Here is a 21,040-nt window from a genome sequence, read left to right on the forward strand (position 1 = left end):
AACCCTAGGCAGCGCCGGACGCCTTGGACGTCCCTCTTTCGTCTCGGGCTCCGAAGACAAAAGTCGCGCGTCCTCCGCCCCCGACGTGGGAAGGCTCACATCGGCATCGACGAACGCGGAAGCCCCGTAGGTCGATGACCTACGGGGCTTCCGTCTGGTGCGCGAGGGGGGAGTTGAACCCCCACGCCCTTTCGGGCACTGGAACCTGAATCCAGCGCGTCTGCCTATTCCGCCACCCGCGCATTGGGTGGTCTCCCTGCCCTCTCACTTTTCAGTGGGAGCGCCTGGCGACATCTGAAGATTAGCACGCCGCAGACCGTGGATTCACATCCGTTGTTTCGCCCTCGCCACCGGAGAACAAGGAGAGGGGTGAGGCGCTCGGGGGCGTGAAGCGGGCCGGGTAGAGGGGCCCGCGGGACCGCGAGACGAGCGGGCGGAGGGGGAGTGAGACGGAGCGGACGGGAGAAGGAGAGGAGGGGGAGGGAGGGAAGGAGGAAGGCCGCCAAGGAGGGAAAAGGAAGGAAGAAGGAGGGCGGAAGGGGACGGACCCGCCCGGAACCCCGGCCCGCACCTCCGCTCCCACAGCCGGGTGCGGGACACTGTCCACAGGCCGCCTCTACGATCCGTGGGGAAAGCCTGTGAGAGGTGACACTCGTCCACAGGGCAGAGAAGGGGAACCAGCCGATTTCCCGACGCGTGGATACGATCAGTAAGCAGTACCAGGGCGACAACGACGGAGGAGGTGCCCCATGGGAGTCCTGAAGCGTTTCGAGCAGCGTCTCGAAGGCCTGGTCAACGGCACCTTCGCCAAGGTCTTCAAGTCCGAGGTCCAGCCCGTCGAGATCGCCGGCGCGCTCCAGCGCGAGTGCGACAACAACGCGACGATCTGGAACCGTGAGCGGACCGTCGTCCCGAACGACTTCATCGTGGAGCTGAGCACGCCGGACTACGAGCGTCTCAGCCCCTACTCGGGCCAGCTCGGCGACGAGCTCGCCGGCCTGGTCAGGGACTACGCGAAGCAGCAGCGGTACACCTTCATGGGCCCGATCAAGGTCCACCTGGAGAAGGCCGAGGACCTCGACACCGGCCTGTACCGCGTCCGCAGCCGCACGCTCGCGTCGAGTACGTCACAGCCGCAGCAGCCCTCCGCGGGGCCGCAGCAGCACCAACAGCAGCAGGGCCACGGCGGCTACGGGTACCCCCCGGCCGGCGCCCCGCCCATGCCCGCCTCCCCGCCTCCCGGCGCGCCCGGCCACCGGCCGACGGCGCCCGCCGGACGCCCGGCGGGCGGCCCCGGATCCATGCCCGGCCCCGGCACCCACGCCGGATCGGGCTCCCCGGTGCGCCGCTGGATCGAGATCAACGGCAACCGCCATCAGATCTCCCGCCCGACCCTGGTCCTCGGCCGCAGCACCGACGCGGACGTGAGGATCGACGATCCCGGCGTCTCCCGCCGGCACTGCGAGATCCGGACCGGAACGCCCTCGACGATCCAGGATCTGGGATCCACCAACGGCATCGTGGTGGACGGGCAGCACACCACCCGCGCTACGCTCCGCGACGGCTCGCGGATCGTCGTGGGCAGCACCACCATCGTTTACCGGCAAGCCGAAGGGTGAAGCGGGGGCAATGTCAGAGCTGACCCTGACGGTCATGCGGTTGGGTTTCCTGGCCGTTCTGTGGCTGTTCGTCATCGTGGCCGTCCAGGTCATCCGCAGCGACCTTTTCGGTACGCGGGTCACCCAGCGCGGTTCGCGGCGCCAGGAGGCGCGACCTCAGCAGAACGCGCGCCAGGCCGCCGCGCCTCCGCAGCAGCGCGGCCAGCAGAACACGGGGGGCCGCCAGCGTCGCGGTGCCCCGACCAAGCTGGTCGTCTCCGAGGGCACCCTCACCGGCACGACCGTCGCCCTCCAGGGCCAGACGATCACGCTGGGCCGGGCGCACGACTCGACGATCGTCCTCGACGACGACTACGCGTCGAGCCGCCACGCCAGGATCTACCCGGACCGGGACGGCCAGTGGATCGTCGAGGACCTCGGGTCCACCAACGGCACGTATCTCGACCGGACCCGCCTCACCACCGCCACACCCATTCCGCTGGGCGCGCCGATCCGCATCGGCAAGACCGTCATCGAGCTGCGGAAGTAGTGCTACATCATGAATAGGCGCGAGTGGAGCGAGCGAGCCGGGTCCGCCAAAGGCCGTGCCTCGCTCCCGACCGGAGCGACTGAATCGACCGGTGTGACCGGAGCGACCGGAGGGTGGGCAGTGTGGGTCGAGACCGGCTGTACCCCGATGCAGCGTCGACAGGGCAGGTGCGCATGACTCTGTCCCTGCGATTCGCCGCGGGCTCGCACAAGGGCATGATCCGCGAGGGCAACGAGGACTCGGGTTACGCCGGGCCCCGGCTGCTCGCCATCGCCGACGGCATGGGCGGCCAGGCCGCCGGTGAGGTCGCCTCCTCCGAGGTGATCTCCACGCTCGTCACGCTCGACGACGACGTCCCCGGCTCCGACATCCTCACCTCGCTCGGTACGGCGGTGCAGCGCGCCAACGACCAGCTGCGGATGATGGTCGAGGAGGACCCGCAGCTGGAGGGCATGGGCACCACGCTCACGGCCCTCCTGTGGACCGGCCAGCGGCTCGGTCTCGTGCACGTCGGAGACTCCCGCGCCTATCTGCTCCGCGACGGTGTCCTCACCCAGATCACCCAGGACCACACCTGGGTCCAGCGCCTCGTCGACGAGGGCCGGATCACCGAGGAAGAGGCCACCACCCACCCGCAGCGCTCGCTCCTCATGCGCGCGCTCGGCAGCGGCGACCACGTCGAACCCGACCTCTCGATCCGTGAGGTCCGGGCCGGCGACCGCTATCTGATCTGCTCCGACGGCCTGTCCGGCGTGGTCTCGCACCAGACCCTCGAGGACACCCTCGCCAGCTACCAGGGCCCGCAGGAGACCGTGCAGGAGCTGATCCAGCTCGCGCTGCGCGGCGGTGGCCCCGACAACATCACGGTGATCGTCGCCGACGTCCTCGACGTCGACGGCGGCGACACCCTCGCCGGTCACCTCAGCGACACCCCGGTCATCGTGGGCGCCGTCGCCGAGAACCAGGCACAGCTGAACGACGGCGGGGCGATGCAGACCCCGGCCGGCCGCGCCTCCGGCCTCGGCCGCACCGCGCCGCACCAGCAGCCGCCCGCCGGCGGCTTCGGTCCGCCCGGCAGCGGTGACGACCACGGGTACGGCGGGATGCCCCCGCAGGGTTCCTTCGAGTCGTACACGGACGACGACTTCGTGAAGCCGCGCACCGGCCGCAAGTGGCTCAAGCGCTCCTTCTTCCTCCTCCTCGTCCTCGGTCTCGTCGGCGGCGGCCTCTACGGCGGCTGGCGCTGGACGCAGACGCAGTACTTCGTGGGTTCCAAGGACCAGCACGTGGCGCTGTACCAGGGCATCAGCCAGGACCTGGCGTGGGTGTCGCTGTCGAAGGTCGAGAAGGACCACCCCGAGATCGAACTCAAGTACCTGCCCGCCTACCAGCGGAAGCAGGTCGAGGACACGATCGCGGGTGGCAGCCTCGGCAAGGCCGAGACGAAGATCTCCGAGCTGGCCGTGCAGGCCTCGGCCTGCAAGAAGGCCGAGCAGCGGCACGCCGCCGCCGAGAAGGCCGCCGACCAGGCGAGCAAGCCGCCGGCGACGCAGAAGCCCGACGGCACCGCCACTCCTGACTCCAAGCCCACCACAGCCGCTCCGTCCCCGGGTCCCACCCTCACCGCGGAGGAGCAGAAGCTGGCCTCGAACTGCGGCAAGCAGTAAGCACCCGTAGGGGGCCTTTCACCACCATGAGCGTTGTCACCAACACGACCACCATCGGCGCGATCGAGGCGCCGAGCCGCCGCAACACCGAGCTGGCGCTGCTCGCGTTCGCCGTCGTCATCCCGGTGTTCGCGTACCTCAACGTGGGCCTGGCCATCGACGGCAAGGTCCCGGCCGGAATGGCGGGGTACGGCCTCGGCCTGGCCCTGCTCGCGGGCGTAGCGCACCTGGTGGTGCGGAAGTGGGCCCCGTACGCGGACCCGCTGCTGCTGCCGCTGGCGACCCTGCTCAACGGCATGGGCCTGGTGCTGATCTGGCGTCTCGACCAGTCGCCGCGGCTGATCCAGCTGGCGAAGACGTCGTACGGCGCGTTCAGCCCGTCCGCGCCGAACCAGATGATGTACTCCGCGATCGGCATCGCCATGTTCGTGGGCGTGCTGCTGCTGCTCAAGGACCACCGGGTTCTCCAGCGCTACACGTACATCTCCATGGCCGCGGCCCTCGTCCTGCTGCTGCTGCCGCTCGTCCCGGGCCTCGGCACGGACAGCTTCGGCGCCAAGATCTGGATCCGCGTCGGCGGCTTCTCGATCCAGCCCGGAGAGTTCGCCAAGCTCGTCCTGGCCGTCTTCTTCTCCGGCTACCTGATGGTGAAGCGCGATGCGCTGGCCCTGGCGAGCCGCCGCTTCATGGGGCTCTACCTGCCCCGCGGCCGTGACCTCGGTCCGATCCTGACGATCTGGGCGATCAGCCTTCTCATCCTGGTCTTCGAGAACGACCTCGGTACCTCGCTCCTGTTCTTCGGCATGTTCGTGATCATGCTGTACGTGGCGACGGAGCGGACCAGCTGGGTCGTCATGGGTCTGATGATGTCGGCGGCCGGTGCCGTCGTCGTCGGTTCGACCGCGAGTCACGTGCAGTCCCGTGTGGACGCCTGGCTCGACCCCTTCGAGTGCCTGAAGAACGCGCCGCCGAACTCCATGACGGCGTACGCCTGTGACCAGATGACCCAGGTGCTGATGTCCTTCGGCTCCGGCGGCATCCTCGGCACCGGTCTCGGACAGGGCAACTCGGACCTGATCAAGTTCGCCGCCAACTCCGACTTCATCTTCGCCACGGTCGGCGAGGAGCTCGGCCTTGCCGGTGTGATGGTCTTCCTGCTCTTCTACGGCCTGATCATCGAGCGCGGTGTCCGGACCGCCCTCGCGGCCCGCGACCCCTTCGGCAAGCTGCTCGCGATGGGTCTCTCTGGCGCGTTCGCGCTGCAGGTCTTCGTCGTCGCCGGCGGTGTGATGGGCCTCATCCCGCTGACCGGTATGACGATGCCGTTCCTGGCGTACGGCGGTTCGTCCGTGATCGCCAACTGGGCCCTGATCGGCATCCTGATCCGGATCAGCGACACGGCGCGCCGTCCCGCGCCCTCGCCCGCCCCGAACCCCGATGCCGAGATGACCCAGGTGGTCCGTCCGTGAACAAGCCGCTGCGCCGGGTCGCGATCTTCTGCGGCCTGCTCGTCCTCGCTCTGCTCATCCGCGACAACTGGCTCCAGTTCGTCCGCGCCGACGAGCTGAACGCCAACCCGAACAACCGACGCGTCCAGATCGAGCGGTACTCGAACCAGCGCGGCAACATCATCGTCGACGGCAAGCCCATAACGGGCTCCGTCGACTCGGGCGACAAGTTCTACAAGTTCAAGCGGACCTACACGGACGGCCCCATGTGGGCCCCCGTCACCGGTTACGCCTCGCAGGCCTACGACGCCAACCAGATCGAGAAGATCGAGGACGGCATCCTCACCGGCAACGACGACCGGCTCTTCTTCGACCGCACCCTCGCCATGTTCACCGGCGAGAAGAAGAAGGGTGGCGACGTCATCACCACCCTCAGCGGCGCCGCGCAGAAGGCCGCCTACGAGGGACTCGGCGACAAGACCGGTGCCGTCGTCGCCATCGAGCCGAAGACCGGCAAGATCCTCGCGATGGCGTCCACGCCCTCGTACGACCCCGCCTCCTTCGCCGGCTACTCCGGCAAGGACGAGAAGGCGTGGGTCGCGCTGGAGAAGGACAAGAACAAGCCGAAGCTGAACCGCGCGATCCGCGAGATCTACCCGCCCGGCTCCGTCTTCAAGGTCGTCACCGCCGCCGCGGCGCTGGAGAACGGCAAGGTCACCGACATCAACGCGGCGACCGACACCCCCGAGGGCTGGAAGATCCCGCTCTCCAACCGGGAGATGGTCAACCACGCCAGGGGCTGCGCCAACGCCAGCCTCACCCGTGCCCTGGAGATCTCCTGCAACTCGGTCTTCGCGAAGCTCGGCGACGACGTCGGCCGCGACAAGATGGTCGAGATGGCCGAGAAGTTCGGTTTCAACGCCGAGCAGTTCACCCCGGTCCGCTCCTCCGCCTCCGTGTTCGACAAGAACTCCGACCGCGGTGGCAACGCGCTCTCGTCCATCGGCCAGTTCAACACCGCGACCACCCCGCTCCAGATGGCGATGGTCACGGCGGCGATCGCCAACGACGGCAAGCTGATGAAGCCGTACATGATCGACCAGCTGCGGGCCCCGAACGTCGACGTCATCAAGCAGAACGAGCCGGAGGAGATGAGCCGCCCGGTCTCCCCGGAGAACGCCCAGCTGCTCCAGCAGATGATGGAGAACGTCGTCACCAAGGGCACCGGCGGCAACGCCGACCTGCACATGGACGGCGTGAAGGTCGGCGGCAAGACGGGTACGGCCCAGCACGGCGAGAAGAACGCCAAGCGTCCGTACGCCTGGTTCATCTCGTACGCGAAGACGTCCGAGGGCTCCCCGGTCGCGGTCGCCGTGGTCGTCGAGGACTCGGCGGGCACGGACCGTGAGGACATCTCCGGTGGTGGCCTGGCGGCCCCGATCGCGAAGGCCGTGATGAAGGCGGTCATCAAGACCCGGGGCTGACCCCCGGACCCCGTACGAGCCAGGTACCGGTCAGGTATCAGCTACCGGCCCCGGGCGGATCGCCTTCCCGGGGCCGGTAGCGTATGCGCGAACAGCACACACCGCCGGACCACCCATGGGTGCGGTCGGGACAGACGGAGAGGGCTGGATTAGCTATGGAAGAGCCGCGTCGCCTCGGCGGCCGGTACGAGCTGGGCCCGGTGCTCGGCCGTGGTGGCATGGCCGAGGTGTACCTCGCCCAGGACACCCGGCTCGGCCGCACCGTCGCCGTGAAGACGCTGCGGGCCGACCTGGCCCGCGATCCGTCCTTCCAGGCCCGGTTCCGCCGTGAGGCACAGTCCGCCGCCTCGCTGAACCATCCGGCGATCGTCGCGGTCTACGACACCGGCGAGGACTACGTCGACCAGGTCTCCATCCCGTACATCGTGATGGAGTACGTCGACGGTTCGACCCTGCGTGAGCTGTTGCACTCCGGGCGCAAGCTGCTGCCCGAGCGCACCCTCGAGATGACGGTCGGCATCCTCCAGGCGCTGGAGTACTCGCACCGCGCCGGCATCGTGCACCGTGACATCAAGCCGGCGAACGTCATGCTGACGCGCACCGGCCAGGTCAAGGTCATGGACTTCGGCATCGCGCGCGCCATGGGCGACTCGGGCATGACCATGACGCAGACCGCCGCGGTCATCGGCACGGCCCAGTACCTCTCCCCGGAGCAGGCCAAGGGCGAGCAGGTCGACGCCCGCTCCGACCTGTACTCCACGGGCTGCCTGCTCTACGAGCTCCTCACCGTCCGTCCGCCGTTCATCGGCGACTCCCCGGTCGCGGTCGCGTACCAGCACGTCCGCGAGGAGCCGCAGCCGCCGAGCAACTTCGACCCCGAGATCACGCCCGAGATGGACGCCATCGTCCTGAAGGCGCTGGTCAAGGACCCCGACTACCGCTACCAGTCCGCCGACGAGATGCGCGCGGACATCGAGGCCTGCCTCGACGGTCAGCCGGTCGCGGCGGCCGCCGCGATGGGCATGGGGATGGGCATGGCGGGCGCGCCCGCGTACGGCGGGGGCTACGGCTATCCGCCGGAGGACCAGCCGACCACGGCGCTGCGCCAGGCCGACCCGGGCGGCCAGACGTCGATGATGCCGCCGGTCAACCCGGACGACGGCTACGGCTACGACGACCGCCCGGACCGCCGTCGTGGCGGTGGCCAGAAGAAGTCGAACACGTCGACGATCCTCCTGGTCCTCGCGGGCATCCTGGTGCTCGTCGGCGCGATCTTCATCGGTGTCTCGATCTTCGACAAGAAGGACGGCCCGCAGCAGGTCAGTGTCCCGCAGCTGGTCGGCCAGACCATGCAGGGGGCGCAGGACCTGGCGAAGAACGCGCAGGTGAAGATCCAGCAGGCCGGCACCGAGCGCTGTGACCAGCCCAAGGACAGCATCTGCCGCCAGGAGCCGGTGGCGGACGGCACCGCGAAGATGGACGCCGACGGCACGGTACAGGTGTACGTCTCCGAGGGCGCCCCGCTCGTCGAGGTCCCGGACGTCGTGGAACAGTCCCAGGAGCGGGCCGAGGAGAGCCTCAAGGCCAAGGGCTTCAAGGTGAAGGTCGACCAGGAGGAGTCCGAGGAGGACCCCGGCACGGTGCTGCGCCAGAACCCCGACGGCGGCACCAAGGCGGAGCAGAACACCACGATCACCATCACGGTCGCGAAGAAGCAGCTGTCCGAGCTTCCGAGCTTCAAGGGCCGGACCTACGACCAGGCCGTCCAGCAGCTGAACGCGATCGGCTTCATGAACGTGTCCAAGGAGGAGGTCGACTCGACGGAGCCCGCGGGCACGGTCGTCGACCAGACCCCGCAGGGCCCGTCGAACCAGCCGAAGGACGTCCAGGTCGTGCTGAAGGTCTCGAAGGGACCGCAGCAGACCCAGGTCCAGATCCCGACGGGGCTGACCGGCAAGAAGTTCAAGGAGGTCCGGGACCTGCTGCAGGGCATGGGCCTCACGGTCGTCCAGCAGGGCTCCGACAAGGAGGACGCCATGGTCCTCAGCACGAACCCGCCGGAGGGTTCGACGGTTCCTACCAACCAGCCGATCACCGTCATGACGCTGGGCGGCGGAGGCGGCGGGGACAACAACAACGGCAACCCCGGCGGCGGCGGCTTCTTCGGCTGACGCCCGCCCGCACCCCGGCACGGTCACGGGAGAGCCCCGGCATCCAGAGCGGATGCCGGGGCTCTCCCGTGTCCAGGACTCAGCGCAGTTCGGCCGGGGGCGTGCGGTCGCGGTCGACCTTCTCCGTGCGGGCCAGTTCGCCCCAGACGATGTAGCGGTAGTCCGAGGTGTACATGGGGGTGCAGGTCGTCAGCGTGATGTAGCGGCCGGGCTTGGTCTTGCCGGATTCCTTCGGGACGGGCTGGAGGACGTCCACGTTGAACTTCGTGGTCTCGGGCAGGGTCTTGTAGACCTTGTAGACGTACCAGGTGTCCTTGGTCTCGAAGACGATCGCGTCGCCGGTCTTCAGCTTGTGGATGTTGTGGAACTTGGCCCCGTGCCCGTCCCGGTGCGCGGCGAGCGTGAAGTTGCCCTGCTTGTCCTGCGGCAGCGCGGACTTGACCGGGTCGGTGTAGAAGCCGGCGACGCCGTGGTTGAGGACGCCGGTGCCGGTGCCCTTCTTCACCAGGACCTCGCCGTTCTTCATGGCGGGTACGTGGAGGAAGCCGATGCCGTCCTTGGTGTCGAGCGCGCCGGGGCCCTGGTCGGCCCACTGGTCGCGGACCTGGGCGCCGTCCTTGTCGGCGGCGCGGTCGGCGAGGACGTTGGTCCACCACAGGGAGTAGACGACGAACAGGCCGAGCACCAGGCCCGCAGTGATGAGGAGTTCGCCGAAGAGGCTGATGGTCCCGGCGATCCGGTTGCGCGCGCGTGCCACTAGGTCGTCCCGTCGTCCCGTCCGGAGGTGTCGGGTCTCAGCCTACGAGCGCCGGGGGCTTTCCCTTGCTGCGCGGGCGTTCGTCGACGAGCTTGCCCCACACGATCATGCGGTAGGTGCTGGTGAACTCCGGTGTGCAGGTGGTCAGGGTGATGTAGCGGCCGGGGCCCTTGAAGCCGGACTGCTTCGGAACGGGGTCGATCACCGAGACGTTGGACGGCGAGGTCTGCGGCAGGATGCTGGCCATCTCGTACGTGTAGTAGGCGCTCTTGGTCTCGACGACGACGGGGTCGCCGGGCTTGAGCTGGTTGATGTACCGGAAGGGCTCGCCGTGCGTGTTGCGGTGGCCGGCGACGGCGAAGTTGCCCTGCTTGTCGGCGGGCATGGCCGTCTTGAGTTTGCCCTCGCCGTAGTGGCCGACCATGCCCTTGTCGAGGACCTTGCTCTTGCTGATGCCCTCGGCGATGGGGACGACGACGTCCAGCTTGGGGATGTACATGATGGCGAAGCCCTTGCCGGGCTCGAAGGCCTCGGGCTTGTCGTCGTCGGTGGCCCAGGTGTCCTCGATCTGCGCCTTGGCCTTGTCGGTCTCCTGGCCGGCCAGGACGTTGGTCCACCACAGCTGGTAGGTGACGAAGAGGAGCATGACGACGCCGAAGGTGATGAACAGTTCGCCGACGACACGGCTGGCGACGACGCCGACGCTCTCCTTGGCGGCGCGGGCCGCACGGCGGGCCTCGACACGGGAGAGGGGACGCCCCTCGGCCGCGGACGCCGCGGCGGACGACCCGGTGCCCGCGGGCGCGCCGCGGTTCCTGCCGCGGCCGCCTTTGGCGGCGCGGCGACGCTCGGCACGGCCCGGACCCGAGACCGGCTCGGCGGCGGGCGCGGAGACGTCTTCCAGGGCCCGCAGCGGCATCGTCTCGCCCCGCTGGTCCCGCTGGGGCTCCTCCGCCTCGTACGCCCCGTACGGGGGCTCGTAGGGGCTCTCCTGGGGGGTGCCACGGTGGGATGCGGGTTCCTCGTACGCGTACGGCTCTGAGGGCGGCGTGTAGGAGTCGGCGGGTACGTAGGGGTCGGCAGGCGCGTACGGCTCGTTCGGCGCGTACGCGGCGGGCTGCGCGTACGGCTCGCCCCCCTGGTACGGCTCCGCGGGCACGAACGGGTCACCGGCCCCGTAAAGTTCGGCCCCCACGTAGGGCTCTGTCGGCGCGTAGGGCTCGTTCGGCGCGTAGGGCTCGTTCGGCGCGTGCGGTTCGGCGGGCGCGTACGGGTCCCCGGGTATCGGCTCGGGCCCGGGACCGTTCGTCGGCCGGAACCACGGCGAGCCCGTCGTCACGCGACGGCCTTGCCCACCACCGGAGCGAGCCCCGCCGAGCGGCCGACCGCCCCCTTGTCGCCGCACTGCTCCAGCCAGTTGGCCAGCATCAGGTGCCCGTGCTCGGTGAGCACGGACTCGGGGTGGAACTGCACGCCCTCGACGGGGAGTTCCCGGTGGCGCAGCCCCATGATGATGCCGTCGTCGGTGCGCGCCGTGACCTCGAGCTCGGCCGGCAGGGCGGCGGGCTCGGCGGCCAGCGAGTGGTAGCGGGTCGCGGTGAACGGCGAGGGCAGACCGGCGAAGACGCCCTGTCCCTCGTGCGTGACGAGCGAGGTCTTCCCGTGCAGCAGCTCGGGCGCGCGGTCGACGACGCCGCCGTACGCCACGGCCATCGACTGCATGCCGAGGCAGACGCCGAAGACGGGCACACCGGTGTCGGCGCAGTGCCGGACCATGTCGATGCAGACCCCGGCCTGCTCGGGCGCGCCGGGCCCGGGGGACAGCAGGACGCCGTCGAAGCCGTCCTGGGCGTGGCTCAGCTCGACCTCGTCGTTGCGGAGGACCTCGCACTCGGCACCGAGCTGGTAGAGGTACTGAACGAGGTTGAAGACGAAGCTGTCGTAGTTGTCGACGACGAGAATTCGCGCGCTCACTGGCCGTCCACCGTCACATCGTTGAACGGAAGCAGAGGCTCCGCCCAGGGGAACACGTACTGGAAGAGGACGTAGACGACCGCGAGGACCAGCACGATCGAGAGCAGCGCCCGCACCCACGCGTTGCCCGGCAGATGCCGCCAGATCCAGCCGTACATGACGTCGACCGCCCCTTCCGTTCGTTACGGGGACCAGAGTACGGGGCGAGGGGGCCCCGGGGGGTCAGCTGTCCAAAGCCTGTGGACGACCGTCGGTCACCGGGCGGGTGGCGTCGAGGTGCGCCCAGACGATCAGCCGGTGGCTGCTGCCCCACTCGGGGTCGCAGGTGGTGAGGGTGAGGTAGCGGCCGGGTCCGTCGAAGCCGGACTTCCTCGGGACGGGGTCGACGACGGCGGTGTCGCCGGGGACGGTCCGGTACGGGCCGCGGTCGATCCGGTACGTGAACCAGGTCGTGCCGTCGGTGAGGACGATCGCGTCGCCGGGGCGCAGCCGCGGGAAGTCCTTGAACGGGTCGCCGTGGGTGCGGCGGTGGCCGGCGACGGCGAAGTTCCCGGTGTCGCCGAGGGCGGCGGTGCGGGTGTAGTGGCCGAGGCCCTGTTTGAGGACGCCGGGTCCGGTGCCTTCGAGGACGGGCCACTTCCAGTCGCGGCCGAGCCGGGGGACGTACATCACGGCGATGCCCTTGCCGGCGGCGTACGGCGTGCGTACGCGCGCGGGGGCGGGTGCGGCGGCGACGGGTGTGTCGGTCCACGCGCGCTGGAGGGTGTCGATCTGGGCGGCGCTGGCGCTGTCGGCCTGGACGCCGGTCCAGTACAGGAGGTAGGCGACGAAGAGGACGACCAGGGCGCCGACGGTGATGCACAGCTCGCTGAGGGTCCTGACGACGAGACGCAAGCGGCCCTCCCGCTGTCAGCTCACCGGCTTCGCGTAGTGGAGGTCCACTGTGCCCGAGTACCCGGGCAGAGTCACCGCCCTGTGCTCGTCGACTTTCCAGCCGAGCCCGTACGCCTTCACGTACAGCTGGTAGTTCTGGAGCGCGGGGGAGTCGGCCAGGGCCTTGTTCAGCCGGGACCGGTCACCGACGGCGGTGATCTTGTACGGCGGGGAGTAGACGCGGCCCTGGAGGATCAGGGTGTTGCCGACGCAGCGCACGGCGCTGGTGGAGATGAGCCGCTGGTCCATGACCCGGATGCCTTCGGCGCCGCCCTGCCACAGGGCGTTGACGACGGCCTGGAGGTCCTGCTGGTGGATGACCAGGTCGTTGGCCTGCGGTTCGGGGTAGCCGGGGGCGGCCTGGGCGTTGGGCGGGGCGTCGTCGAGGGTGACGGTGAGGCCGGAGCCGGCGACCTCGGTGGTGCCCGCGTTCGCTTCGAGCGCGTCGAGCTTGGCGTCCTCCGCGCGCGTGGAGCCGTCGTCACGGGCGGCGAGGGAGTCGACCTGGGCGCGCAGGGCGGCGGCGGACTCGTCGAGACCGGCGTTCTTGTGGCTGCGCTCCTCGATCAGGTCGGAGAGCCGGAGGAGCGAGGCGTCCGTGCGGATGTTGGTGCCCTTGGCGGTGTTGAAGCTCGTGACGAAGATCAGTCCGGCGAGGGCGAAAACGGCAAGGGTGAGCACGCGGACGGGGCGCCACCTCGTGGTGCGGCCCGGCCCTTCGGGAGTGTCGGCGGAATTGCTCAACGTACCCTGATCCCCTTCGGTGCCTCGGAAGCACTACGCTAACGGACGCCTGGGGGACGCAGTCGTCCTCCTTCGTCACATCCCGGCGCCAGCCACAGTTCCCTGCGCGGTCACGCAGCGCATCGACAGGAGAGTCCCTCGTGCCGAAGTCACGGATCCGCAAGAAGGCCGACTTCACGCCTCCGCCCGCCAAGCAGGCCACCAACATCAAGCTGACCAATCGCAGCTGGGTGGCGCCGGTGATGCTGGCGCTGTTCGCCATCGGTCTGGTGTGGATCGTGGTCTTCTATGTCACCGACGGTTCCATGCCGGTCAAGTCGATCGGGAACATGAACATCGTGGTGGGCTTCGGCTTCATCGCGGCCGGATTCGGCGTCTCCACTCAGTGGAAGTAGCGGCGATCCGGGCACGGGAGCGGTCGCGATAGCGGTCGCACCGGCCCGTCGTCAAGCTCTCCCCCGAGCTTATCCACAGCGTTGTGCACAGCACTGGATAACTTACGAAGATCTGTGGATAACTCGCACGGGGTTGACGCCGGTATGACCGGAATCACCCCCGGCAGAACACACAACGCCCCTCGCCTCCCTGGAGAAACACCAGGTCAGAGACGAGGGGCGAGGTCTTTCCCCACACAGTGGGGAGGATCCGCCACGCACTGTGGATAACTCTGGGGAAAGCTCACAGACGAGCTCTTCCACAGCCCTTTGTGCTCAGGTGAGCGCGGCTGAGCGGGCGAGCACGATCCCCAGGTCGATCAGCAGCACCAGCCCACAGGCCCCGTACTGCACGAGGTCCCGCCGGGTCCGGGGCGCGTGCACCATCGCGTACGTCAGCAGGACGCCCGCGACCAGACCGCCGACGTGCGCCTGCCAGGAGATCCCCGGACGGGTGAACGTGATGAGCAGGTTCAGCGCCACGAACAGGAGCGCCGGCCGCATGTCCTGCCGCCTGCGCCGGGCCAGCACGATCCAGGCGCCGAGCAGGCCGTAGACGATGCCGGAGGCGCCGAGCGAGAACTGGTTCTGCGGGGAGAGCAGATAGGCGAGCGCGGAGCCGGAGAGCCCGGACAGCAGGCAGAGGGCCGTGTACCGGATCCGTCCCAGCTCCGGTTCGACGATCCCGCCGATCATCCACAGGCCCAGCATGTTGAAGAGGAAGTGCGGGAGCTCCTGGTGGAGGAAGGCCGAGGTCAGCAGGCGGTACCACTCGCCGTCCGCGACCCCGACGAGCTCACCGCTCGGCAGGTAGGCGCCGCCGATCAGGGCGAGGTCGTCGAGGAGCCGGTCCCCGACCACCTGGACGGCGATGAACAGCGCCAGGTTGATCGCCATCAGGATCTTGGTGACGAGGCGCCCGTCCGACGCCACCCGGCCGCCCGCGAGCGTCCTGGGCTGGTTGGCGCCGGCGGCGTGGCCGGTCCCCGAGCCGTCCCGGACGCACTCGGGGCACTGGAAGCCGACGGAGGCGGAGATCATGCACTGCGTGCAGATGGGCCTCTCGCAGCGCGCGCAGCGGATGCCGGTCTCGGCCTCCGGGTGGCGGTAGCAGCGCAGCAGACCGGGCTGCGTGTCCATGGCGGTCGCCTTCCCTTCCGCCTCAGCGCTTCTCGATCACCACGGACTCGACGACGACGTCCTGGAGCGGACGCTCGGTGTGGGGGTCGGTCGCGGTGGTCGCGATCGCGTCCACGACCTTCCGGCTCTCCTTGTCGACGACCTCGCCGAAGATGGTGTGCTTGCGGTTCAGCCAGGTCGCGGCGCCGACGGTGACGAAGAACTGCGAGCCGTTGGTGCCCGGGCCCGCGTTGGCCATGGCCAGCAGGTAGGGGCGGTCGAAGAACAGCTCCGGGTGGAACTCGTCGGCGAACTCGTACCCGGGTCCGCCCGTGCCGTTCCCCAGCGGGTCGCCGCCCTGGATCATGAATCCCTTGATGACCCGGTGGAAGACCGTTCCGTCGTAGAGCGGGTCCGAGGAGACCGTGCCGGTGGCGGGGTGCGTCCACTCACGCTCGCCGGAGGCGAGTTCGACGAAGTTCCGGACCGTCTTCGGGGCGTGGAACGGCATCAGCCGCACCTCGATGTCGCCCAGGCTCGTCTTGAGGATCGCGTACAGCTGCTCGGCCACGGTCGCCTTCCGTCCACGTCGTGTCGTGTCGCGTCATGTCACGTCTGTCTCTGGCGTGTCCGATCCTCGCATGCCCCGGATGCCAGCCCCACATGCCGGACCCCGCTCCGGCGGGCATGATTCCGAAAAGGATGGAAAGGTGAAAAACCGACATCGCCACCGAGGAGGAGGAATCCCGTGACCCGCATGGACAGCGTGCGAGCCGCCACAGGTTCGGCGAAGGAGAGCGTCCTGCACGCCGCGGAAGTGGTGGCGCCGTACGCCGAGACAGCCAAGGACCAGGCCACGTACTACGCGAACGAGGCGCGGACGTGGGTCGCGCCGAAGGTCTCGAAGGCCGCGCATCAGGCCCGAGCGCAGGCTCGTGTGCAGTACGACTCGTATGTCGCACCGCATGTACCGCCGCGGGTCGACTCGGCCGCGCACACCGCGGCGGTCAAGACCCGCAAGGCCGCCCGTCAGGCGGCCGACTACACCGTTCCGCGCGTCGAGAGCGCGGTCGCCGCGACCACTCCCGTCCTTGAGGAGGCCGGGTCGCGTTCCACTGCCGCCTGGGCCGCGCTGCGCGGACAGGTGACACCGGAGGACATCCAGAAGATCGCGAAGCATCATGAGCGTCGGGCCAGGGCCGGACGCCTCGCCAAGGGACTCGTCGTCCTCGGCCTACTGGTCGGCGGCGCGTTCGCCGCCTGGAAGTGGTGGGACAAGCAGGCCAATCCCGACTGGCTGGTCGAACCTCCCGCTCCCACCGAGATGGACGAGGGCTCCTCGCTGTCGTCCGTCGACAACAGTGGGGCTTCCCACGACACGGAGGTGGAGACCGAGGCCGATGCCGCGGCCGCCGCAGATGCCGCCGAACGCGACGAACGCCGCTGACCGACCGCCCTCTGCCGAGGTCCTACCGGGGTCGTACTGGGTCCTGCTGGGTTCTGCCGGGTCGTGCTGGGGTTCTGCCGGGTCTGATCGCTGATCGGGTCCTGCTTGGTCCTACTGGGGTTCTGCCTCGTCTGATCAGGTCCTGCTGAGTCTGCTGAGTCCTACTGGGGTCCTTCTGGGTTCTGCTGGGGTTCTGCCTCGTTGCTGGTTCTGCTGGGGGTTCCGCTGGGGTTCCGCCGGGTCCCGCTGGGGTTCTGCCGGTGTTCCGGCAGGTCCTGAGCATGGGGTGCGGGTGTGGAGGTGGGGAGTACGCGTCGTGGCCTCCCCGCCTCCTACGCCGCAGCGGCGAGCGCCAGCTCGGTCAGCGCGGCCGGGTCGCTCTCGGCACCCGCGGTCGCCGACGAGCGCTGCCGCGAGGAGGGCGAGGAACCGTGGGCCTCGGCGGCGATGCGCTGCTTGATGGTGGGCGGCAGGGCACGGTCCCCGGCGAGCGGCCACCGGTGCGTCCGCTGTGCGGGTACGGAGGCGAGGGCGCGCTCCCCGGTCGTGACGGCGCCGGCGGCGGCGGGCGCGGCCGGCTCCTCGGGCTGCTGGACGGCGGGCTGTCCGGCAGCGGCGGCGGTGTTCGCCAGGCCGACGGAGGCGAGGAGGGCGAAGAGGACGGAGATGAAGGCGGTCCAGAACTGCTTGACCTTGGCGGTGGCCATGGCCCCTCACTTTCGTGACGTTCTCGGATGGTTCATTTCGGGTTGCGCGCTTTACGTACTTTTCTCATGATGTGGATGCGGCCCCGATTTCCACGCACCGACGCCGTCGTCGCGCAGTTCTTCCGATGAACACCACTCGGACGGACGAGCGCCGCCCCCGGTCACCCAGCGCCACTGCGCCCGGCCCGGCCCCTCTCCCCCGCCCGCGCGGCCCCGCGCGGAACGCGAAAGACCCCCCTGTCCTGCGCGGGCGCAGGTCAGGGGGGTCTGTCCGAGTGGAGCCTAGGGGAGTCGAACCCCTGACATCTGCCATGCAAAGACAGCGCTCTACCAACTGAGCTAAGGCCCCGGACGAGGACAGCGTACCGGGTCACCCCCCATGTCCGGCAAAAGGATTGGGACTCCCGGTCGGCGACCACGCTCCGTAAGATGCTGAGCGAGGTTCGCAGTGGCGAACCTAAGGGATGGGGAGAAGTAATGGACGCAGCGCAGCAGGAAGCCACGGCAAGAGCCAGAGAGCTTCAGCGCAGTTGGTACGGAGAGCCGCTGGGGGCGCTCTTCCGTCGCCTGATCGACGATCTCGGGCTCAATCAGGCCAGGCTGGCGGCCGTGCTCGGGCTCTCCGCGCCCATGCTGTCCCAGCTGATGAGCGGCCAGCGGGCCAAGATCGGCAATCCGGCGGTCGTCCAGCGTGTCCAGGCTCTCCAGGAGCTCGCCGTCCAGGTCGCCGACGGCAGCGTCAGCGCCGCCGAGGCCACCGACCGCATGGACGAGGTCAAGAAGTCGCAGGGCGGCTCCGTCCTCACCAGCACGGGTCAGACCACCACCGGTTCCGGTGCGCCGACCGTGCGCCGGGTGGTCCGCGAGATCCAGTCGCTGCTGCGTTCCGTGGCCGCCGCCGGCGACATCATCGACGCCGCGGACTCGCTCGCCCCGGCCCACCCGGAGCTGGCAGAGTTCCTCCGGGTGTACGGCGCCGGGCGCACCGCCGACGCGGTCGCCCACTACGAGTCGCACCAGAACTGACGCGGGGCCGGCGGCCGGCCGGCACCGCGGAGAGACGACGCACACGGGGAGCGGGCGCAGCGCGATGGGTGAGGTCTTCGCTGGTCGGTACGAGCTGATCGACCCGATCGGGCGCGGGGGGGCCGGCGCCGTGTGGCGTGCCTGGGACCACCGGCGCCGCCGCTATGTGGCGGCCAAGGTCCTGCTGCAGAGCGACGCCCACACGCTGCTCCGCTTCGTCCGTGAGCAGGCGCTGCGGATCGACCATCCGCACGTCCTGGCCCCGGCCAGCTGGGCCGCCGACGACGACAAGGTCCTCTTCACCATGGACCTGGTGGCCGGCGGCTCGCTGGCTCACGTCATCGGGGACTACGGGCCGCTGCCGCCGCGGTTCGTCTGCACACTCCTGGACCAGCTGTTGTCGGGCCTGGCCACGGTGCACGCCGAGGGGGTCGTGCACCGGGACATCAAGCCCGCCAACATCCTCATGGAGGTCACCGGCGCCGGACGGCCACACCTGCGGCTGTCCGACTTCGGCATCTCCATGCGCAAGGGCGAACCCCGCCTCACCGAGACCAACTACGTGGTGGGGACGCCCGGTTACTTCGCGCCCGAGCAGCTCCTCGGTGCCGAGCCGGACTTCACCGCCGACCTCTTCGCGGTCGGTCTGGTCGCCCTCTATCTGCTCCAGGGCCGCAAGCCGGACTCGCAGGCCCTGGTCGAGCACTTCCTCGCGTACGGCACCCCGGGCGCCCCGGAGGGCATCCCCGAGCCCTTGTGGCAGGTGCTGGCCGGCCTGCTCCAGCCCGATCCTCAGGCGCGGTTCCGGACGGCCACGGGGGCGCGCAAGGCGCTGAGCGCCGCCGTCGAGATGCTGCCAGAGCCGCGGCCCGACGAGGCGCCGGTCGAGATCTTCGACCAGCTCGGCCCGCTCCCCACCGGCTTCGGCCCCGAAGGCCCCGAAGGCCCCACGGGCGCCACGGGCCCCACGGACCCCACGGCCCCCGAAGAGCCCGCCCAGCCCGTACAGCCCGCCGCCCAGCCCGAAGGTCCCGTACAGCCCGTACAGCCCGTACAGCCCCCGGCGCAGCCCGTACAGCCACCACATGAGCCGTACCAGCCCGCCGCCCAGACCCCCGTGCCCGCCCAGACCCCCGTGCCCGCCCAGACCCCCGCGCCCGCCCACGGCCCCGTTCCCGCGCCGCTGCCCGGGCCCTCCGAGACGGGCAGCTTCCACCTGCCTCCTCCGGTCACGCACCCGACCCCCTCCTTCGCGCAGGCGTCCACTCCCGCGGCGCCGTACGGACAAGCCTCTACTCATCCATACACCGCTCGACCCGATCAGGTTCCCCACCCGTACACGGCCGCCCTGGATCCCGTACGCAGGCCGGGACCGCCCCCGAAGGTGGCGGTCCCGGTGCTCCTGCTCGCGCTGGTGTCGCTCGCGGTCGGCTTCTGGGCCCTGACGCAGATCTGACTCAGGCCCGGCGCCTGGCCAGCAGCGTCCACGCCCCGAGGCCGAGGAGCAGGACGGTCCCGGTGCCGATCCCGGCCGCGGCGACGACCTTCATGGTGCTGTTCGACGTGGTCGACGCCGCGGCTGAGCCGTTCGCCGCGGCCTCCCGGTCGTCCGCCGTCACCGAGAAGATCCCGGGGTCCCCGTCGTACGCGGGTGCCTGCTTCGGGCTGCCCTCGACGTTCACCCGGAGCGTCAGCGGCACCGGCTTGTCGCCGTACTCGGCGGCGACCTCCGGGCTCAGCGTCGCCGACAGGTAGTACCAGCCGGCGAACCGCATGCCGCTGGTGGCCTCCTCGTACGAGGTGCGGTTCTCGTGGGCGACCGGCCGCAGCGGGTCGAGCGCGAGCGTCGCGGGCTTCCCGTCGTATCTGACCGTGTTCATGTCGACGAAGCCGAGGGCCGGGTTGTCGAGCGAGAGGGTGAGCGCGTTGCTCACCGAGTCGCCCTCGGCGCCGCTCCCGAGTTCGGCGCTGGCGAAGAGCTGCTGCCCCCAGTCCACGGGCACGCGGTAGAAGAGCGTCTGGCCGGGCCGGATGTCGGCCCGCCACTCGCCCTCGCGCAGCGAGACGGCCTCGTGGAACCCGGCGCCGCCCTGCCGCTTCTGCTGGCCACCGGCCGGCGGCGCGGGCGTGGCCGAGGGCCAGGCCGAGGGGAGCGCCGTGGGGCCCGGCTGCCTGAGGAGGGGCTCGGTCACGTACCGGAGCTCCAGCTCCCATTCGTCCGGGGTGGAGGCCGCCGCCGTCTCGCGCTCGACGAGCACGTAGTAGGCGCCCTGCTTCTGGCAGCTGGAGGAGTCCGGGTCGACGATCCGGCGGGCGTAGGCGGCGAGCGGCCTGGCGTACTGCCCGGACCCGAAGTCGACGTCCTGGTAGCCGCAGTCGGTGCCGGAGTTGTCCTGGATGCTGACCTTGAACCCGTCGCCGTACTCGACCTTGCCGCCGGGCTTGGGGACGGCGACGACGGAGACGTACGTGTTCCGCTTCGCGTCGAGGTCGACCCGGTAGTAGACCTTGCCGTCCTTCTTGAGGGTGTCGCGGTACGTCCGGCCGGTCGTGAGGGGCTTCGCGTCGAGGCTGGAGGCGGCGCCCTGGATCCGCTGGGCCGAGCCGTCGAAGGCGTAGGCCGGTGCGGCCGTGCCGCCGGCTCCCTCGGCCGCCCGGGCCTGGACGGGCAGCGCCGTCACCGCGCCCGCGGCCGCCGCCGCAGCGATCAGGGCTGCCGCCCTCCGGCCGATCCCGGTCCGCCTCACGGCCTGCGTGCTCACGTGCTTCTCCCGTCCGTTCCCGCCCCGCGCCGCGCCCGCCGGGGGCGTTCGGCGTCCGGCCGTCCACCGCGACGGCCGTGGTGCCGGTCCATCCTGCCCCGCCCGCACCACCGGTGTCCGGCGCACAGGTCTCTTGTTCGAGATCATGTGGCTTTGCTTGTGCAAGGGACGAATTCGCTCCAGCGAAAGCCGGGGAAACGGGGGAGAACACCCCCGGCC

General features: G+C 69.9%; 20 protein-coding genes and 2 tRNA genes. 10 read left to right on the forward strand and 12 right to left on the reverse strand.

The window, feature by feature from the left end:
* Positions 1-155 precede the first annotated feature (155 nt).
* Positions 156-242, reverse strand: a tRNA-Leu gene (locus ACN9MM_RS19480).
* 507 nt (positions 243-749) lie between these two features.
* Between ACN9MM_RS19480 and ACN9MM_RS19485 the strand changes: the two genes are divergently transcribed.
* The 6 genes from ACN9MM_RS19485 to pknB all read left to right on the forward strand — a co-directional run bounded on the left by ACN9MM_RS19485 (position 750) and on the right by pknB (position 8,918).
* The gene (locus ACN9MM_RS19485) at positions 750-1,619 is read left to right on the forward strand and encodes an FhaA domain-containing protein (RefSeq protein ID WP_426364824.1); all 870 of its coding nucleotides are present in this window, start codon (positions 750-752) and stop codon (positions 1,617-1,619) included.
* A 10-nt stretch (positions 1,620-1,629) separates the two neighbouring features.
* Positions 1,630-2,148 (forward strand): FHA domain-containing protein FhaB/FipA, encoded by a 519-nt coding sequence (locus ACN9MM_RS19490; RefSeq protein ID WP_383785402.1) that lies wholly within the window; start codon positions 1,630-1,632, stop codon positions 2,146-2,148.
* 173 nt (positions 2,149-2,321) lie between these two features.
* Complete coding sequence (locus tag ACN9MM_RS19495) at positions 2,322-3,815, forward strand: Stp1/IreP family PP2C-type Ser/Thr phosphatase (RefSeq protein WP_426364825.1); 1,494 nt, start codon at positions 2,322-2,324, stop codon at positions 3,813-3,815.
* Between the two features lie 26 nt (positions 3,816-3,841).
* The gene (locus tag ACN9MM_RS19500; protein ID WP_426364826.1) at positions 3,842-5,284 is read left to right on the forward strand and encodes an FtsW/RodA/SpoVE family cell cycle protein; all 1,443 of its coding nucleotides are present in this window, start codon (positions 3,842-3,844) and stop codon (positions 5,282-5,284) included.
* Positions 5,281-6,747: a peptidoglycan D,D-transpeptidase FtsI family protein gene (locus tag ACN9MM_RS19505; protein ID WP_426364827.1), complete on the forward strand. Its 1,467-nt coding sequence runs from the start codon at positions 5,281-5,283 to the stop codon at positions 6,745-6,747. The genes ACN9MM_RS19500 and ACN9MM_RS19505 overlap by 4 nt, the downstream gene beginning before the upstream one ends.
* A 155-nt stretch (positions 6,748-6,902) precedes the next feature.
* On the forward strand, positions 6,903-8,918 hold the full coding sequence (pknB, locus tag ACN9MM_RS19510) for a Stk1 family PASTA domain-containing Ser/Thr kinase (protein WP_426364828.1): 2,016 nt from the start codon (positions 6,903-6,905) through the stop codon (positions 8,916-8,918).
* Between the two features lie 79 nt (positions 8,919-8,997).
* Here the strand turns inward: pknB and ACN9MM_RS19515 are convergent, their stop codons facing one another.
* From ACN9MM_RS19515 to ACN9MM_RS19540, 6 genes are all read right to left on the reverse strand, one after another.
* Positions 8,998-9,675, reverse strand: coding sequence for a class E sortase (locus ACN9MM_RS19515; protein WP_426364829.1), 678 nt, complete (start codon positions 9,673-9,675; stop codon positions 8,998-9,000).
* A 37-nt stretch (positions 9,676-9,712) separates the two neighbouring features.
* Positions 9,713-11,014 (reverse strand): class E sortase, encoded by a 1,302-nt coding sequence (locus ACN9MM_RS19520; RefSeq protein ID WP_426364830.1) that lies wholly within the window; start codon positions 11,012-11,014, stop codon positions 9,713-9,715.
* Positions 11,011-11,649 (reverse strand): aminodeoxychorismate/anthranilate synthase component II, encoded by a 639-nt coding sequence (locus ACN9MM_RS19525; protein ID WP_382858136.1) that lies wholly within the window; start codon positions 11,647-11,649, stop codon positions 11,011-11,013. The genes ACN9MM_RS19520 and ACN9MM_RS19525 overlap by 4 nt, the downstream gene beginning before the upstream one ends.
* Complete coding sequence (locus ACN9MM_RS19530) at positions 11,646-11,807, reverse strand: hypothetical protein (RefSeq protein WP_017240377.1); 162 nt, start codon at positions 11,805-11,807, stop codon at positions 11,646-11,648. Before ACN9MM_RS19530 ends, ACN9MM_RS19525 begins: the two co-directional genes overlap by 4 nt.
* Before the next feature lie 64 nt (positions 11,808-11,871).
* Positions 11,872-12,543, reverse strand: a complete 672-nt coding sequence (locus tag ACN9MM_RS19535) for a class E sortase (RefSeq protein WP_426364831.1) — start codon at positions 12,541-12,543, stop codon at positions 11,872-11,874.
* Between the two features lie 15 nt (positions 12,544-12,558).
* Positions 12,559-13,326, reverse strand: coding sequence for a DUF881 domain-containing protein (locus ACN9MM_RS19540; RefSeq protein WP_426364832.1), 768 nt, complete (start codon positions 13,324-13,326; stop codon positions 12,559-12,561).
* Between the two features lie 140 nt (positions 13,327-13,466).
* Between ACN9MM_RS19540 and crgA the strand changes: the two genes are divergently transcribed.
* A complete protein-coding gene (gene crgA, locus ACN9MM_RS19545) occupies positions 13,467-13,721 on the forward strand; it encodes a cell division protein CrgA (RefSeq protein ID WP_329855938.1) in 255 nt (84 codons plus the stop codon).
* A gap of 315 nt (positions 13,722-14,036) precedes the next feature.
* Here the strand turns inward: crgA and ACN9MM_RS19550 are convergent, their stop codons facing one another.
* Both ACN9MM_RS19550 and ACN9MM_RS19555 read right to left on the reverse strand, forming a co-directional pair.
* Entirely contained in the window at positions 14,037-14,900 is an 864-nt protein-coding gene (locus tag ACN9MM_RS19550; RefSeq protein WP_426364833.1) for a rhomboid family intramembrane serine protease, read from the reverse strand.
* A 22-nt stretch (positions 14,901-14,922) separates the two neighbouring features.
* Positions 14,923-15,450, reverse strand: coding sequence for a peptidylprolyl isomerase (locus ACN9MM_RS19555; protein WP_383691411.1), 528 nt, complete (start codon positions 15,448-15,450; stop codon positions 14,923-14,925).
* Between the two features lie 177 nt (positions 15,451-15,627).
* On the opposite strand from ACN9MM_RS19555, the gene ACN9MM_RS19560 reads away from it, so the two are divergent.
* Complete coding sequence (locus ACN9MM_RS19560) at positions 15,628-16,326, forward strand: DUF5324 family protein (RefSeq protein WP_426364834.1); 699 nt, start codon at positions 15,628-15,630, stop codon at positions 16,324-16,326.
* A gap of 332 nt (positions 16,327-16,658) precedes the next feature.
* Here the strand turns inward: ACN9MM_RS19560 and ACN9MM_RS19565 are convergent, their stop codons facing one another.
* A complete protein-coding gene (locus ACN9MM_RS19565) occupies positions 16,659-17,033 on the reverse strand; it encodes a DUF6344 domain-containing protein (protein ID WP_426364835.1) in 375 nt (124 codons plus the stop codon).
* 276 nt (positions 17,034-17,309) lie between these two features.
* Positions 17,310-17,382 (reverse strand) — tRNA-Ala (locus ACN9MM_RS19570).
* A gap of 128 nt (positions 17,383-17,510) precedes the next feature.
* Between ACN9MM_RS19570 and ACN9MM_RS19575 the strand changes: the two genes are divergently transcribed.
* On the forward strand, positions 17,511-18,059 hold the full coding sequence (locus tag ACN9MM_RS19575) for a helix-turn-helix domain-containing protein (RefSeq protein WP_189833709.1): 549 nt from the start codon (positions 17,511-17,513) through the stop codon (positions 18,057-18,059).
* Positions 18,060-18,123: 64 nt separating this feature from the next.
* On the forward strand, positions 18,124-19,515 hold the full coding sequence (locus tag ACN9MM_RS19580) for a protein kinase domain-containing protein (RefSeq protein WP_426364836.1): 1,392 nt from the start codon (positions 18,124-18,126) through the stop codon (positions 19,513-19,515).
* A gap of 1 nt (position 19,516) precedes the next feature.
* Here the strand turns inward: ACN9MM_RS19580 and ACN9MM_RS19585 are convergent, their stop codons facing one another.
* The gene (locus ACN9MM_RS19585) at positions 19,517-20,821 is read right to left on the reverse strand and encodes a hypothetical protein (RefSeq protein ID WP_426364837.1); all 1,305 of its coding nucleotides are present in this window, start codon (positions 20,819-20,821) and stop codon (positions 19,517-19,519) included.
* Positions 20,822-21,040: the final 219 nt, after the last annotated feature.

The sequence above is a fragment of the Streptomyces sp. E-08 genome (genome assembly GCF_049913095.1).
Classification (GTDB): Bacteria; Actinomycetota; Actinomycetes; order Streptomycetales; family Streptomycetaceae; genus Streptomyces.

Bases quoted from the DNA above. Each gene is read 5' to 3' on its own strand.
- ACN9MM_RS19485 (WP_426364824.1), top strand. From the start codon at position 750: ATGGGAGTCCTGAAGCGTTTCGAGCAGCGTCTCGAAGGCCTGGTCAAC.
- ACN9MM_RS19490 (WP_383785402.1), top strand. From the start codon at position 1,630: ATGTCAGAGCTGACCCTGACGGTCATGCGGTTGGGTTTCCTGGCCGTT.
- ACN9MM_RS19495 (WP_426364825.1), top strand. From the start codon at position 2,322: ATGACTCTGTCCCTGCGATTCGCCGCGGGCTCGCACAAGGGCATGATC.
- ACN9MM_RS19500 (WP_426364826.1), top strand. From the start codon at position 3,842: ATGAGCGTTGTCACCAACACGACCACCATCGGCGCGATCGAGGCGCCG.
- pknB (WP_426364828.1), top strand. From the start codon at position 6,903: ATGGAAGAGCCGCGTCGCCTCGGCGGCCGGTACGAGCTGGGCCCGGTG.
- ACN9MM_RS19530 (WP_017240377.1), bottom strand. From the start codon at position 11,807: ATGTACGGCTGGATCTGGCGGCATCTGCCGGGCAACGCGTGGGTGCGG.
- ACN9MM_RS19550 (WP_426364833.1), bottom strand. From the start codon at position 14,900: ATGGACACGCAGCCCGGTCTGCTGCGCTGCTACCGCCACCCGGAGGCC.
- ACN9MM_RS19565 (WP_426364835.1), bottom strand. From the start codon at position 17,033: ATGGCCACCGCCAAGGTCAAGCAGTTCTGGACCGCCTTCATCTCCGTC.
- ACN9MM_RS19575 (WP_189833709.1), top strand. From the start codon at position 17,511: ATGGACGCAGCGCAGCAGGAAGCCACGGCAAGAGCCAGAGAGCTTCAG.
- ACN9MM_RS19580 (WP_426364836.1), top strand. From the start codon at position 18,124: ATGGGTGAGGTCTTCGCTGGTCGGTACGAGCTGATCGACCCGATCGGG.